We start from the raw sequence: 15098 nt of genomic DNA on the forward strand, positions 1-15098 counted from the left end.
AATTTAAACTTTTTCTTTAGGTTGTCTCTGCTCCAACTCAGCCAGGTGGTACTCGGGATATAATGCCTGCATTCTCTGGGTAATGGTATCTGATTGTACTGATGAGAGAACTACATGGCTTGAATCCATGACGAGAATCGACCTGGTACGGCGCCCCTCGGTAACGTCAATGAGTTTGCCATCTTTCTTGGCAATATCTTTCAATTTCCTGGCCGGAGAAGAACCTGTATTCACCACGGCAATGACCCTCTCAACCATTACCGTATTTCCAAACCCTACATTCAGAAGTTTCATTGTTTTTCCGCTGGACGCCGGAAAGAGTACACACATCAGCATCAATGCCGAAACATTGCGCCGCAGCTCTCTAGCCAGCATCATGAAAGTAAAGTTCCACAGGGTAACAAAAAGTTGGAAGATAAAATCTTTTCCCCTGTATCGATTATTCTATATTCTGAACCTGTTCACGCATCTTCTCAAGCTCACTCTTCAAATCGACGGTATGATGCGCAACAGCCGCGTCGTTGATTTTTGAAGCGATGGTGTTCACCTCGCGCAGAAACTCCTGGATAAGAAAGTCAAGCTTTCTGCCAACAGCCCCACCGTCTCCGATAAAGGCTGAAAATTGCTGAATATGACTTCTCAAACGAACAATTTCCTCTGTCACATCTGTCTTATCAGCAAGCATGGCAACCTCCTGAGCGAGCCGCATCGGTTCCATCTCAGTATTGTCCAGAAGCTTTTCAAGTCGCTCTTTCAGGTTATTCTCACGCTGCTGAACCAGTTGCGGCACAGACTGATCAATGGTGCTGATCGTGACGCCAAAGTTGGTGAGCCGTCCCTGCAGATCAGCTGCGAGCGCCTGACCCTCCTGGCTTCTCATCAAGGTACAATTCTCAAGCCCATCGACTAATGCCTGTTCGATATATGGCCAGATCGTCTCGAGATCTTCTTCCTTTTGTTCGCGAACGATAACATCCGGATACGAAGAAAGCTGAACGAGTGTAATGTCGCTATCAAGTCCGAACTCGTCGGCAAGCTGAACCAGTACCTGATGGTAATTTCGAGCAATCTCAAGGTTGGCTGACACGTGCTGCAGATCAGAAAAATCACCACTGACGGACAGTACCAGATCAACCCGACCACGCTGGTGATATTCAGAGACTTTTTTCCTGATGCGCTCTTCAATGCCTGCATAACCCCGGGGGAGTTTGGTCTTCAGATCGAGAAATCTATTATTTACGCAACGAATCTCAACAGTCCAGATCCTGCCCCCGTGCTCACTCTCGCCCCGGCCAAAACCGGTCATGCTCCGAACAGCCATACTTTACCTTTTTTGAAATTTACCTGATTTTATTCAGGGAGCGCCAAAAGTGGCACTGTTATAATTGTACCCTATCGGCACCCTGGACCTTGTTACCTATGAACACTAAGCACTGAATAAAAAAGTAGTTCCCTGCTAACCACATACATCAAAGCTGACTTAGGTGGTTTTCACAAAATGTTCAACAAACATCAGCCTATGCATGTGCAATTTTCCTCAGAGTATTGCCTGCAGGCTCAAGTCATTATTTCTTACGGACTACTAAATCATCTGGATCGTCCCGCCTGAACAGATGATAGGATTAGACTCATTTTCCTGAACCTTATCAGGGTTATTGTTTATACAATAAAATAAAAAACGATGCATGGGGGTACCCCGTGCATCGTTTTTCATAATTGGCGGCAACCCTTGTGCCATGAAATAACTGATAGTGTTACTTCGCCATGGCCTTATTCAATTCTTTAACAAGTGCGCCAGTTACATCTGCACTTTCGGCAAAGTAAATAGCACCCATTTTGGTGTCAAGAATTATAGTGTAACCATTTTTCTTGCCAAAATCATTCACAACACCTTCGAGCGCCTTAAGAATTGGCTCAAACTCTCTTTCCTGCAGTTGTTTCAGCTCGAAGTTGGCGTCGTCGTTCTTTTCCTGCAACTCGCGCTGCATTTTCTGGAAATCACGAGATTTTGAAGCCTTTTTTTCTTCGCTCCAGGCAGAACCTTTTTTAGCTATTTCCTGACGAAGAGCGACGAGTTCCTGCTGTTCAACATCGAACTTGGATTTCAGATCGCCCATTTTGGCTTCGAACTTCTTCTTGGCTGCTTTACCGGCATCAGAGAGAGCAATAATCTTCTGAATGTTCATTACTCCTACTTTTACCTCGGCAAACGCCTGGCCGGTTCCTGCAAAGGCAAAAGCACAGAGAAGAGAGACGGTTACGACAAACTTTTTAAGATTCATTACCTTCCCCGGGTAGACCGGGAAGCCCTGGCACTGGCTTCCCGATTAATTTATCAATAGTTACTCTACAATAACAAAGTCATCACGACGATTCTGGGCCCAAGAGAGCTCATCCTGACCCTGAAGGAGAATACGCTCCTCACCATAACTGATGGTGGACATACGCTGCTCTTCAATACCGAGGTTCATGAGGTATTTCTTTGCACCCAGAGCACGACGCTCACCAAGAGCCATGTTATATTCTTTGGTGCCGCGTGGATCGGTGTTACCCTCGATACGAATGGTGGTATCGGCACTTTCTTTCAAGAAATCAGCGTTTACCTGAATACGCGAAACCTGATCCCCACGGATATCAGAAGAATCGAACTCAAAATACACAGGCAGCATTGGTGCGCTGGTGCGCCCCTCACTGATTGTGATTGCTGGCTTTTCGGTTACCAGAGGCTCCTCGACGCCCATCGCATCGCCGGCATCTGCCTTCATTTCAGTATCTGTGGCTGATTTGGAACCACAACCTGCAAGCGTAAGTACAGATACACACAATAATGCAGGCAATACCGCCCGAACATTTCCTATCATAACCAGAACCTCCTAGAATTTCTGTATGGTTTGTTTACATGCTGGCAGACACCTGGGATAATGTCCTAACAATGAGTTACACTTATAACCCACGGTCAACTATCAACCAAGAGAATATATAAAGGAAAGGCTACTAAATTCAAGGAATATTTTTCATCTCAAGGCTTTTAGCACCTTTTTCAAGATCTGAATTTCCCGCAATATTTGACAGCCGCTGCTTCACTGCATCATTATTAAAAAAACGTTACATTCCATGTCAATAACTGTCTCCAGGAGATTTTTTACTGAATAGCTCCATTTCAACTCATTTTTTTCACACCAAGACGATGTCAAACATTAGAGATTCTTTAAATACTTTTTTGGTCCATCACAAATTCGGTAACTTTGTGGGGATGAGCCAGAGACATTTTGAGAAAGTGTGGAATAGGCTCACCGATAAAAAAAATGATGTCATCGTATATATAACCATGGAGATTGGTGCAGATCCGGACGTTTATGACCCGGTTAGAGCATTGCTCGAATCGAGACAACTCCTGCCGCATACACCTGACACTGATCCCCTGAAAGATCCACTATTCCAACGCTACGCCAGAGATACCAGCAAAATACCAACCTATAGCGGTGGTCTTGGTGTACTCGCAGGCGATACTTTAAAAAGTTTTGCTGATTGCCACCTTCCCGCTGTTGCCATCAGCCTGTTGTACAAACAAGGATATTTCAACCAGGTCGTCGACTCCCAACTCGGCCAGATTTCCTGCGGTGTTAAATGGTCGCCCGAAACCACTCCCGGTCTTTACCTACTTCATGACCCAATGGAAAAGGATCAACCTCTTACCATTGAGTTACCTTTTTTTTCGAGAGATCTTAATGATCACAACAAGGAACATCTGATCTTTGCCCAGATCTGGGTCAAACTCGAATTCAGTCAGAATTGTGATTATTTTGTGCCGGAATTCCTGCTCGATTTTGCAGTCGATGCCAATCCGCCAATCATCCGGAATGCTGCTGCACAGCTCTACAACGCAGAGTCATCTCTCACCAAAGCTATTCAACGGAGAATCCTCGGAATGGGCATCCTGCCGACCCTCAGGAAAATTGGAATCAGCCCAGCAACGTTTCATCTGAACGAACAGCATGGAGTAGTAGTGGCCATGCAGCTGATTGCTGAGGAGCTACACAATACCCAGTTACGAAACGGAAAATCAGCTGTAACCAGAAAAGAAATCATGATGGCTGCAGAAAAAGTGGCCAGCAGGCTTGTTTACACTATCCACACTCCTGTGGTTGCCGGACATGACCGATTCGATAAAATGCTCTACAAGGGTATATGCAGTACTACCTGCAGCGAAATCCTCGATGTCCTTGCTCACGACAAAGATCACCCTGGTCAATATAACTTTACCGCCATGGCCATGCGTGTTAACCGCTCTGCGAACAGTGTCAGCAGGCTACACCGCGATGTAACGCACAAACAGTTCCCTGATTTCACACAAAAAATATCTGCTATTACCAATGGTGTCCACCACCTCACCTGGATCAGCGCAGCCAGGGCTGACGTCTTTGACAAGTTCGAAGTATTAAAAGGATGGCGCGAAAACCCTGGCGTCTTTACTGAAGTAGCTCAACTTGACCAGGATGTATCTTTTCAGCAATCGCTGCTTGAGGCCTGGCGTCAGGATAACCGGTCTCTGATAAAGCACGTTAATGAGATGCTCCAATTGCATCGCAGACAAACAGTGGAAACCTGGATCGATCCGCCTAACTATTTATCAACCATACTTCACAGAGAGGTTCTTCTTGAGCCGGATATGTTAACATTCGGTTTTGCGCGCCGATTTTCAACATATAAGCGGGCAGATCTGATTTTTTATGACATAGATCGTCTCTGCAACATTATCGCCAAATACGGTAAACCTGTTTACTTTCTCTTTGCAGGAAAGGCCCACCCTGCAGACGAACCAGGCAAGCACGTGCTTATCGACCTGCTCAAGCGCCAGCAGGAGTTGCTGGAAAAAAGCGGCAACCTCGCCAAGCTGATTTTTATTCCGGGCTATGACATGTCCATTGCCAAAATCCTTGTTTCCGGTGTGCATTGTTGGCTCAACTGCCCTAAACGCCCACTGGAAGCTTCCGGCACCAGCGGCATGAAAGCAGCCATGAATGGTGTGCCAAACGTTTCAATCATGGACGGATGGTGGGTTGAAGGTTACCATAATGGTCTGACAGGTTGGAAATTCGGACGTGAAGGTGAGATTAATCTGGATAGTCTGAGCGAAAAGAGGGAAACTCTTTTGTATCAGGAAGACTCCAACTCCTTTTACAAATTGCTTCCTTCTCTGATCAACGATTTTTACAAATCAGAAAATTCTGAGGTCTTTTTACGGAAAGGGATCGAAAACCTAAAGAGAAATATACCAATTTTCAATACCCATCGGATGGCTGCAGAGTATCTGCAGCGGTACCATCTCAATCTGCCTGATGAACAAATTGCGAAAATGGATGGGTATGCCAAACTTTACAGTAGTGATATTTAAAATTTCGGTTTATATAGCGGGTTGTAGTGAACAGACAATCCAAAATCTACGATAAAACCCGCCTGGCGGGCCGACATCCTCCGGGAGGTATAGATGGCTAAAGTAAGTGTTAGTGCTAACAGATCTACAGACAAAACTATTCGTGCAATTGACCGCAAACGCGAGCGTGAGCGGAGAAAGATGTTCCGGACTGCGAAAGAGCATGCCGAACCCTTAACTGTCAGGCTGGTTCAACGCCTCATTGATCGCGAGGTTATCGAGTGCAGTGCCGTCGCCAATATTCAGAAATCGATAGAAGACCAGTTGCAGAAGCTGCCTCACCTCGATGATTTTGACCTGCAGATGAAAATTGCACCTTTGCGCACCCTGGTTCAGGACCCCAATATCGTCAGCCTCTATTTGACCCAGTATGTTGTTGAAGACCTCATCAATCATCCTGATATTTTAGATGTATTTGGAGATGATCTTGATATTTATCGCGCTATAGATTCAGTCATGCGAGTACTCAGACCACAGTGATTCATCCAACTGAAATACCTTCTCTGGTCATCGCGGATGATCAGGGAACTATCACAGATTTTCCGGACCTGCAGATGTGCGGCAGCGCCGCTGGAGAATTTGTGCGTCCAGAACTGGATGACCTCATTCCCCTGCCTGAAGGCAGCGAACTTTTCGCTCTGCCAATGAGGCTTCCGGTTGGCTGCGACCCTGACAGTGGTGAACCGCTGCTCCTTGAGGAAGACCCCTTCGAACCCGGCCGTGATATTCAGGCTGTTGCCGCATTCATGTCACCGGCTCACACCAGTGCGCTGAGCAGCGCTTTTCAGACGAAGAAAGGTGCTCCCACTCTCCCGCTCTTTGCCTACACTGCCGTTGGTTGGTTTAACAACCAGTTCTGGGTGCCTGCTTTTCGCAGCGACTCCGATATCCGGCAGGACTGCGATCAGTACAAGCAGGAAACAGTCAACCGCAAAACCAAAGCAGTTCTTAAAGCGAATGCAAATAACAGATTGATCCAGCATCTGGGCAAATGCTGTCTCACCTATGGTTGCCCTGCAGCAAGAAATTATTTTCTCGGGCGCTGGGAAGCACCTCTACCTACATCGCCTGAATGTAATGCCCGTTGTGTAGGTTGTATATCGTTGCAGGAATCGGGTTGCTGCCCTTCAACCCAGGATCGAATAGCTTTTGTTCCGACTCCGCATGAAATTTGCCAGATGGCAGTCGCTCATCTTAATACAGCAGAAAGGGCTATTGTCAGTTTCGGCCAGGGATGTGAGGGAGAGCCACTGCTGCAGGCCAGTACCATCGAAAAGGCAATAGGCCTTATCCGCCAAAAAACATCCAAGGGTACAGTCAACCTAAACTCCAATGCCAGCTTGCCCGATAAAGTAGAAAACCTCGCTCGAGCGGGTCTTGACTCGCTCCGGGTCAGCTTGAATTCAGTTCAGGAAGACCGTTATCTCAGATACTATCGCCCCAAAGGATATTGCTTCGATGACGTGAAAAAATCGATAGCAGTAATGAAATCTCACGGTAAATTCGTCTCACTGAATTACTTCATCCTGCCGGGATTTACCGACTCTCCTCAGGAGTTTGATAGTTTATGTAGCTTTGTTGAAGAGTTGTCCCCTGACTTTATTCAACTGAGAAACCTCAACATGGATCCCGAGTGGTACCTGAAAACAATTGATTTTCAGCCGACCGAAAAAGCACTGGGTGTTCGCAATTGGCTCAGCTTGCTTAAAGAGGAATGTCCCACATTGAAATTTGGCTATTTTAACCCTCCTTTAGCCAACGGCTTCACAATTAAACCCTGAATTTCATTCCCCACGCCGGCCAAAAGTACCACAACGTGTAACTTATTATCCCTGTGGACTTTTTCATTGATATTTTTTCATTTTGATATACAATGTCAGCTAATAACATTTATTAATACTTAGAATTTAGCGGGATAATGATATGGAATCTCTACCGAATATGCGACTGACCACTCAGCGCCAGGTTATTCTCGAAGAACTCGGCAAGGTTACTTCCCACCCGACTGCCAACGAAGTTTATGATATGGTTCGCAAGAGGTTGCCGAGGATTGGCCTTGGCACCGTTTACAGAAACCTTGAATTGCTTGCTGACAGCGGAGTAATCCTCAAATTAGAGGTCGGTGGTACCCAGAAGCGTTTCGACGCAACTGTAGATCCTCATTACCACATACGCTGCGCCAGCTGTGGCAAAGTTGACGATATAGACATCCCCGTCCAGGAACACATCAATGTAGCTGCCATGGAAGCCAGCCAATATGAGGTGATTGGTCACCACATCGAATTTTCCGGAGTTTGTGGTACCTGCCGTAAAAATGGCATGTAACACAGGTTGATAAGCTAAAATCGATTGATGTTACCCTTGTAAGTTCCTGAAAGGTTCTTCATTTTTCTGAATACGGCAAGTCAGACGCACAAAATAAAAAAGGCCGGTTCGCGACAGAGCGAACCGGCCTTTTTTTATTTCACTTTACAGTCGGGATTAGACGAACTTCACCATACTGAATCTACGCTTGCCAACCTTCAGCAACACCTCGCCACTTGGTTCAATTGTGCCCTTCATATCGGTGACCTTCTCGCCATCGATTGATACGGCGTTCTGCTTTATCATCCTGCGGCCGTCTGAAGTTGAGGCAACCAGTTCGGCATCAAGCAGTAACTGAGGGATCCACACCGGCTCACTGGCTGAAACTTCAACAACTGGAATGTCATCCGGCAGACCACCCTGCTTGAATACCTGCTCAAAGTTCTCTTCCGCAGCAACGGCAGCCTCTTCACCGTGGTAACGGGCAGTCAGTTCACGGGCAAGCTTCTTCTTCACCTCTTTAGGGTGCAGCTCGCCTTTCTCTATGCCCGCTTGCAAATCTGCAATCTCAGCTTTTGAAAGATCACTGAGCAACTCATAATAACGGAACATCAACTCGTCGGATATGGAAAGCACCTTGCCGTAGATATCGTTGGCGGGCTCAGTAATGCCAATGTAATTGCCGAGCGATTTGCTCATCTTGTTTACACCGTCCAGACCTTCCAGCAACGGCATGGTCAATACCACCTGAGGCGCCTGACCACGTGACCGCTGGAGATCCCGCCCCATAAGTACATTGAACAACTGGTCGGTGCCGCCAAGCTCAACATCCGCTTCCATGGCCACAGAATCATACCCCTGAATCAGGGGGTACATGAACTCATGAATGGAAATTGGTTTGCCACTATCAAAGCGGGTTCGAAAATCCTCCCGCTCCAACATTCTGGCCACAGTCAACTCAGAAGCGAGCTTTATCATGTCGTAAGAGCTCAGGCCGCCGAGCCAGGTAGAATTGAATACGACCTCGGTCTTTTCAGGATCAAGAATTTTAAATACCTGCTCCTTGTAAGACTCTGCATTATTGGCAACATCTTCAGGGGTAAGCGCCTTACGGGTTTCGGACTTACCTGTCGGGTCACCGATCATACCGGTAAAGTCACCGATCAAAAAGTATACCTGATGGCCAAGGTCCTGAAAGTGCTTCAGCTTCTGCAACAGCACGGTATGGCCAAGATGCAGATCCGGTGCGGTGGGGTCAAAGCCCGCTTTCACTTTCAGCGGCACACCTGTTTCAGCTGATTTCGTGAGCTTTTTTTTCAGCTCCTCCCGGGAGATGAAATCAACGACACCTCGCTCGATAAGTTCTAACTGTTCCTCAATAGATTGCATTACTGTATTGCCCTATCCTTTCTTATTTACTGACCATTTATTAACTTTACTTAGCGTACTCAACGGCACGAGTTTCCCTGATTACTGTCACCCGTATCTGGCCTGGGTAGGTCAATTTCTCTTCAACGGACCGGGCAATGTCCTGGCTCATCAAGATAGCCGCATCATCGTTGATCTTGCTGGCATCAACTATTATCCGCAAATCACGTCCGGCTTGAATGGCATAGGACTTTTCAACGCCCTGACAGGCGTTGGCAATATTTTCGAGATCTTCGAGTCGCTTTACGTAACTCTGGAGCATTTCTTTTCTCGCCCCCGGCCTTGCACCGGAGAGCGCATCGGCAGACTGAACCAGCACATCAAGTACTGATTGTGGAGGCTGATCTTCGTGATGAGCGCCTATAGCGTAAACAACGTCTTCGGTCTCACCGTATTTTTTGGCAAGGTCACGACCAATAATGGCATGGGACCCTTCCACCTCATGATCAACAGCTTTACCAATATCATGCAGGAGGCCCGCCCGTTTGGCGACTTTAACATCCAACCCAAGCTCAGCAGCCATAATACCGCAGAGAAAAGCAACTTCAAGCGAGTGCTGCAATACATTCTGACCGTAACTGGTACGATACTTGAGTCTACCCAGCAGTTTAATAAGCTCTACGTGAACTCCGTGCGCCCCCACATCAAATGTTGCCTGCTCACCAGCTTCCAGGATGGTGACCTCCAGCTCCTTGGTAACCTTGGTAACCACCTCTTCAATGCGACCAGGATGAATCCTGCCATCATTTATGAGCTGCAGAAGGGCAAGACGGGCAACCTCACGACGTACCGGGTTGAACCCGGACAGGATAACAGCCTCGGGGGTGTCATCTATAATGATATCAATGCCGGTGGCAGCCTCAATTGCCCTGATATTCCGTCCCTCACGCCCGATAATCCGCCCTTTCATCTCATCGTTGGGCAGTGGCACCATGGAGACTGTCTTGTCTGCGACATAATCGCCAGCGTAACGGGAGATCGCCAATGCCAGAATATTCTTGGCCTTGCGATCCGCCTCCATTTTCATTTCGTTTTCAATTCGGGCAAGCCTTTTCGCTGCTTCCATACGGGCTTCGCTTTCCAGCGAGTCCATGAGCATCTTCTTGGCCTCTTCCTGACTGATGCCGGCGATACGGGCCATTTCATAGCGTTGTTTACCGATGAGATTATCAACCTCTTTATATTTCTCGGCAATACCCGTCTCTTTGCTGCGCAAGGTGTCCTCAAAGGACTTAAGTTCTCTCCCCTTACGGTCCAGATTGTCCCATTCTTTCTTCAGGGTCTCTCGCTTACGATTCAGCTGACGCTCTTCAGACTTGATCTCGTCTTTTTCTGCTTTCAGTTCTCTTTCGTGAGCCTGCTTGATCTGATACGCTTCTTCCTTACTCTGGAGAAGTGCTTCTTTCTTGAGTTGTTCAGCCTCGATTATGGCAGTTTCTATTATCTGCTTGCTCTGGGCCTGAATATTTCGCTGGTGGCCTTCAATAAACTGCTTGCGCAAGAGATATCCAACAACTGCGCCAAGCGTCAAGCCTAGTATGATGAAAAGCGATGGGTGGTTCAATACGCTCATGACGTTATTCCTGTGTATGCTGTAACTGATCGCGCAGAAAGGAATAACAGGCGTATGAAAAGTGGGATTACAAGACGGGGATAATAAACGGGAAGATTCTTTAAGTCGGGGAAAAACCCCAACTTTTTCAGATAACGAGCGATCATACAACTGTCAGAAGTTGGTAAACCGGTTGATTACACCCACCAACTCTCAAACATAATGTATTTCACCCCAAATAGCGGGGAACTTGCCCGGTAAGCTACACCAAAACTGTCAATTGCTCTTAAGCTTGAAGTAAGCGGATGAAAGGGCTGGCCAATGCCACAGAAACATCGTACATCCTACCGTCGTACCAGCCTATATGGTCTTGTGTTCATTCATAAAAACCATCCTTCTCTATTCATCGTACCGATACACAATGCATATTATTGTCATGTATCAAACCGATGCCCCTCCCTCGAACTCTATATACCACTTCGGGCAATTGTCTCTTTGCTCCGTGCAAATCTGACACTCAAAACAGATATCTGAAAAGCTACCCTGCTTCTTTAATGTCCGTAATCTCTTTCAAACAGCATCCCTGCTGCACTCAGTCGTGTTAAATTAAAATTCGGCCGTAATACCGATATCCTGCCAGCCAGCCGCATATATAAACAGAACGAATTTCAGCGAATTCGCTCTGAGCTAGTAACTTCCCCGCACTGCCGTGTCGACAGGTCAGTTAAACCTAATGAATTAGGTGGGCAGCCTCATAACTACTTCAGGAAATTCCGTATGGATTTTCCTTAATCAGTAAGGGGAGGTACCCTTTTTTTGAGAGTTGGCTCAACACACACAGCAGATCACCAACAGCGCAGGGAAATCTCTAAAATTCTACTTCCTGAAAGGTAGAATCACTCTATTTTCTACCAGATCAAACAATCTTCAAATCAGACTTCAGTATAGCAAACTTTCAACTAAACGAAAACAAAATATAGTTGCAGCATCAGCCTTGAGGAAGACTGTTTCGTATCTTTTCGCTCAAGTCGTAAAAACGGCTTTCATTGTCCGTTTTATAACTCTCAAAATCCTGTTTTAACTGAACATATTTAGATGCAATATTCAAACATGCCATCACTGCTATTTTACTTGCCGGTAATGTTCCAGTTCGCGTGCTGAGATTTCCTTCAACCTGCTCGCGAACCAGTTCCAGAATCGCATCCATCTCTGCCTCGGTGGCAGCAGTATAAAATTTAAATTCCTGCCCGAACAGCTCAAACCGGACCAAACGTTCAGTTTCAGACATTATGACTGTATTTCACCCCAATACGATTCTGCCTGCTTCGTTTAATATCAGCTGGTACGGCCACTCTCTTGCTGATCTGCCTGGGCACCATCAACAGCAGTTTCTGTCTCACTTGAATTAAACAGATTACGCTGTTCAGTGTGATCGTCAAGAGTCAAAGTATCAAATACTTCTTCTCCCAGGTTGATTTCCCACTCTTCGATCTGTTCAATCAAGCCATTTACCCGGGTGCTGATCTCGCTGCGTTCGTTCTCATGAACCGCAAGCCTGTCTTTCATCTGGGCAACACTCTCATACTGCTCCTGCAGTTCCAGGGTCAGCTTGTCGTTCTCCAACTTCAGTTCCTGGTAACTCACCAGCAATTTGCTGACGAAGCTCTCAAGACGTCGTAATTCGCTCTCCTGAGACATATCTCTACTCCTTCTCTTGGGATAAGGATTGATTAAATCTGTTTCAGCCAGACTATACCATGCAAACGATCTTCCGCAAGCTGAAAGAGCTGTCCCCAGGCCGCATATTTTCTACATTCTCGTATACTCCCAACTTAACGGCCTATCGTTTTCATAGGGCATGTAACCGTGAAATATCCGCGGATCATCGTCAAAAACCAGAGGCAGAAAATGACGATCCCCCTCCCACATTGGCAGTTCCATAATTCTCTCAACCTCAACCCATTCCAGATCGCCCTCTTCATTTGTTTTTCCAGGCTCTCCTTCAAAGCTTTCCACTCGAAAGATGAATCCGAACCAATTTTCCCCATTGGGGCCAAAACCGGTCCAGTTAATTGTGCCCCGAAGGGTTGTTTCCACGATTTTTATACCTGCCTCTTCACGTATTTCCCTCGCCAGACAACCAAAAACGTCCTCATTGGGCTCCATCTTGCCGCCAAGACCATTATATTTTCCCAGGTGTTGATCGTCGTGTCGCTTGTTTCGATGTACCATGAGTGTTTTCTTCTTATCGGGTGACAAAATGTAACCGAGTGTTCCTATTATTGGTGTATACACTTATAACTCCTTATTTCACTCCAGCTGGAGTAATTACCTCAACGTACCAGTTCCAGAAAACTATTCCGATGGTATGTCATGTGTGCTATAGGTTTGGAAATTGCTTAACTCATATTCAATACTATTTAATATTTTCATATGATAGATTTTCGTCATCACCCGCCGGGCCGCTCATCTTCTGTTCTCTTCCACCCCATGCTATGCTGGCAACTCCCTCTGTTTGTTCTGTTACTGACTATCAGCATCTGTCTACCCAGAACCAGTGGGGCTGCATCCAATAAGATCTTTCCTGAATACCCTGAAATCAAAGCGGCTGTAAAATTCTGGGAAGACATTTATTCAACCCATTCAATACATTCCTCGGTCATTCATGACCATGAGGATCTGTCCAGGATTTATGAGGTCATTCAGCTCCTGGACAGAAATCTGCCGGCCGCCGAAAAAATCAACAGGACAGCAATCCAACAGGCCGTTGAGAAATATAAGAACATACTCGAAGGACTTGGCAAAGGAAACCCACCTGTAACCGTGGAAGAAATACGGATTGCAGCCATGTTTTCAGGACCAGAACGTCTCAAACAGATGACGGAAGCTGCCGGCCGGATTCGCAGTCAGACCGGACTGAAAGAACGTTTCATAGAAGGCGTGACCCGCTCAGGAGCCTATATAGGTGCCATCAAAGCGATCCTGACCGACTACGGCCTACCGGTCGAACTTGCCTACCTGCCGCACGTCGAATCATCCTTCAACCCAAAGGCATACAGTAAATTCGGCGCTGCTGGAGTCTGGCAGTTCACCAAAGCCACCGGTGAACAATATATGCAGATTAACGATACTGTCGACGAACGTAGGGACCCTCTAATCGCCGCCGAGGCCGCAGCCAAGTACCTGAAAAACAGTTATATGCTTCTTGGCGAATGGCCCGAGGCAATCACTGCCTACAATTATGGTACCGCCGGCATGTTACGCGCCCAGAATTCCCATGGCAGCTACCCTGCCATCTATACCAGCTATAGTGAAGGTCATTTTGGCTTTGCGTCAAGAAACTTTTATTCGGAGTTCCTGGCAGCGCTCAAGGTTGCAACCCACCTTGAACAAGATTCCTCAATCCCTAAAGACCAGGCTCTGATATTTGCCACCTACCCCCTGCCCGGCTTTATACATCTCTATGATGTGAAGAAACATTTTGCCCTGAGTGAGAAGGAACTAAAAATCCTTAACCCGGCCTTGCGGGATCCCGTTTTCCAGGGAAAGCGTCTTATCCCCCGCAGGTATCAACTCCGACTGCCAGCCGGAGCCAGGACTGAGAAGCTGATAACAACAATCCCTCTCAGAATGCTCTCAAATTCCCAGATGACGGAATCGCTCTACCGGGTCAAGCGTGGCGATACAGCCGGAGCGATAGCCTCAAACAACGATATCCCGCTCAAGGTGCTGCTGCGTGCCAATGCCCTCGATTCCGACGCACGAATATACGTGGGCCAGAAACTCCGCATCCCTTCTCATCCGAGACTCAGTTCTGCTGAACCACTACTGCCCCATCTCGCTTCAGAACGAGAAAGTTTCAAGCGCTTTTCTTCACCAGATGAAAAAAAAACTGCTCAGGTCCCTGTAATAAGAGCACGGAAAAAACTGTATCCCGAGCAGACCCCTGTTGCCCGCGAAGCTCTCAAGAGAGATACGATCTCTGTTCACCCGGATGAAACCCTGCCGCTTTTTGCCCATTGGTTAAAAATGGATGAAGCTGAATTACGAAAAGCCAACAAGCTTGCAATCACTGATACTATCCAGCCGGGCCAAAAACTGATCGTGCTCTACGATGAGATTTCTGCCGCTGAATTTGCAGATCTCCGTGCTGATTTTGCCAGAGAAAATCAAGAAGATTTCTTTGCAGCGTTTCAGGTTGCGGACCAGATAACCTACACGGTTCAGCCGGGAGATACCATTTGGAATCTGTGCAACCGCAAATTTCATATCCCCCTCTGGCTGTTAAAAAAGTATAATGATAGCATAGATTACAGTACCATCCAGCAATCCCAGACTCTGGTAATACCAATAGTCGTGGAGCGCTGACAACAACGACAA

14 protein-coding genes and 1 other RNA gene are annotated in these 15098 nt (G+C 46.8%); 5 read left to right on the forward strand and 10 right to left on the reverse strand.

Features of this window, described 5'->3' with window-relative positions:
- Window positions 1-3: 3 nt before the first annotated feature.
- From FCL45_RS20865 to FCL45_RS20880, 4 genes are all read right to left on the reverse strand, one after another.
- Entirely contained in the window at window positions 4-294 is a 291-nt protein-coding gene (locus FCL45_RS20865; protein WP_136796959.1) for a DUF370 domain-containing protein, read from the reverse strand.
- 145 nt (window positions 295-439) lie between these two features.
- A complete protein-coding gene (locus FCL45_RS20870) occupies window positions 440-1321 on the reverse strand; it encodes a YicC/YloC family endoribonuclease (RefSeq protein WP_136796960.1) in 882 nt (293 codons plus the stop codon).
- 433 nt (window positions 1322-1754) lie between these two features.
- On the reverse strand, window positions 1755-2282 hold the full coding sequence (locus FCL45_RS20875) for an OmpH/Skp family outer membrane protein (RefSeq protein ID WP_136796961.1): 528 nt from the start codon (window positions 2280-2282) through the stop codon (window positions 1755-1757).
- A gap of 60 nt (window positions 2283-2342) precedes the next feature.
- Entirely contained in the window at window positions 2343-2861 is a 519-nt protein-coding gene (locus tag FCL45_RS20880) for an OmpA family protein (protein ID WP_136796962.1), read from the reverse strand.
- Window positions 2862-3253: 392 nt separating this feature from the next.
- Here FCL45_RS20880 and glgP point away from each other — a divergent pair, with 392 nt between their 5' ends.
- The 4 genes from glgP (at window position 3254) to FCL45_RS20900 (ending at window position 7759) form a co-directional block, all read left to right on the forward strand.
- Window positions 3254-5395: an alpha-glucan family phosphorylase gene (gene glgP, locus FCL45_RS20885; RefSeq protein ID WP_228721387.1), complete on the forward strand. Its 2142-nt coding sequence runs from the start codon at window positions 3254-3256 to the stop codon at window positions 5393-5395.
- A gap of 93 nt (window positions 5396-5488) precedes the next feature.
- On the forward strand, window positions 5489-5914 hold the full coding sequence (locus FCL45_RS20890) for a hypothetical protein (RefSeq protein ID WP_136796964.1): 426 nt from the start codon (window positions 5489-5491) through the stop codon (window positions 5912-5914).
- A complete protein-coding gene (locus FCL45_RS20895) occupies window positions 5911-7215 on the forward strand; it encodes a radical SAM family protein (RefSeq protein WP_136796965.1) in 1305 nt (434 codons plus the stop codon). Before FCL45_RS20890 ends, FCL45_RS20895 begins: the two co-directional genes overlap by 4 nt.
- A 142-nt stretch (window positions 7216-7357) precedes the next feature.
- Window positions 7358-7759 (forward strand): Fur family transcriptional regulator, encoded by a 402-nt coding sequence (locus tag FCL45_RS20900; protein WP_136796966.1) that lies wholly within the window; start codon window positions 7358-7360, stop codon window positions 7757-7759.
- A 156-nt stretch (window positions 7760-7915) separates the two neighbouring features.
- Here FCL45_RS20900 and tyrS read toward each other — a convergent pair whose 3' ends face one another.
- The 6 genes from tyrS to FCL45_RS20930 form a co-directional block, all read right to left on the reverse strand.
- Window positions 7916-9127 carry a tyrosine--tRNA ligase gene (tyrS, locus tag FCL45_RS20905; RefSeq protein ID WP_136796967.1) on the reverse strand — a complete coding sequence of 404 codons (1212 nt, stop codon included), beginning with the start codon at window positions 9125-9127 and terminating at the stop codon, window positions 7916-7918.
- A 46-nt stretch (window positions 9128-9173) separates the two neighbouring features.
- Complete coding sequence (gene rny / locus FCL45_RS20910) at window positions 9174-10739, reverse strand: ribonuclease Y (protein WP_136796968.1); 1566 nt, start codon at window positions 10737-10739, stop codon at window positions 9174-9176.
- Window positions 10740-11410: 671 nt separating this feature from the next.
- A non-coding RNA gene (gene ssrS, locus FCL45_RS20915) (6S RNA) lies at window positions 11411-11584 on the reverse strand.
- Between the two features lie 122 nt (window positions 11585-11706).
- The gene (locus tag FCL45_RS20920; protein WP_136796969.1) at window positions 11707-12006 is read right to left on the reverse strand and encodes a cell division protein ZapA; all 300 of its coding nucleotides are present in this window, start codon (window positions 12004-12006) and stop codon (window positions 11707-11709) included.
- A 47-nt stretch (window positions 12007-12053) separates the two neighbouring features.
- A complete protein-coding gene (locus tag FCL45_RS20925; protein WP_136796970.1) occupies window positions 12054-12416 on the reverse strand; it encodes a hypothetical protein in 363 nt (120 codons plus the stop codon).
- Window positions 12417-12527: 111 nt separating this feature from the next.
- Window positions 12528-13013, reverse strand: a complete 486-nt coding sequence (locus FCL45_RS20930; protein ID WP_136796971.1) for an NUDIX hydrolase — start codon at window positions 13011-13013, stop codon at window positions 12528-12530.
- Window positions 13014-13151: 138 nt separating this feature from the next.
- Here FCL45_RS20930 and FCL45_RS20935 point away from each other — a divergent pair, with 138 nt between their 5' ends.
- Window positions 13152-15086, forward strand: coding sequence for a LysM peptidoglycan-binding domain-containing protein (locus tag FCL45_RS20935; RefSeq protein ID WP_136796972.1), 1935 nt, complete (start codon window positions 13152-13154; stop codon window positions 15084-15086).
- Window positions 15087-15098 lie beyond the last annotated feature (12 nt).

This window comes from Desulfosediminicola ganghwensis (genome assembly GCF_005116675.2).
GTDB classification, from domain to species: domain Bacteria; phylum Desulfobacterota; class Desulfobulbia; order Desulfobulbales; family Desulfocapsaceae; genus Desulfopila; species Desulfopila ganghwensis.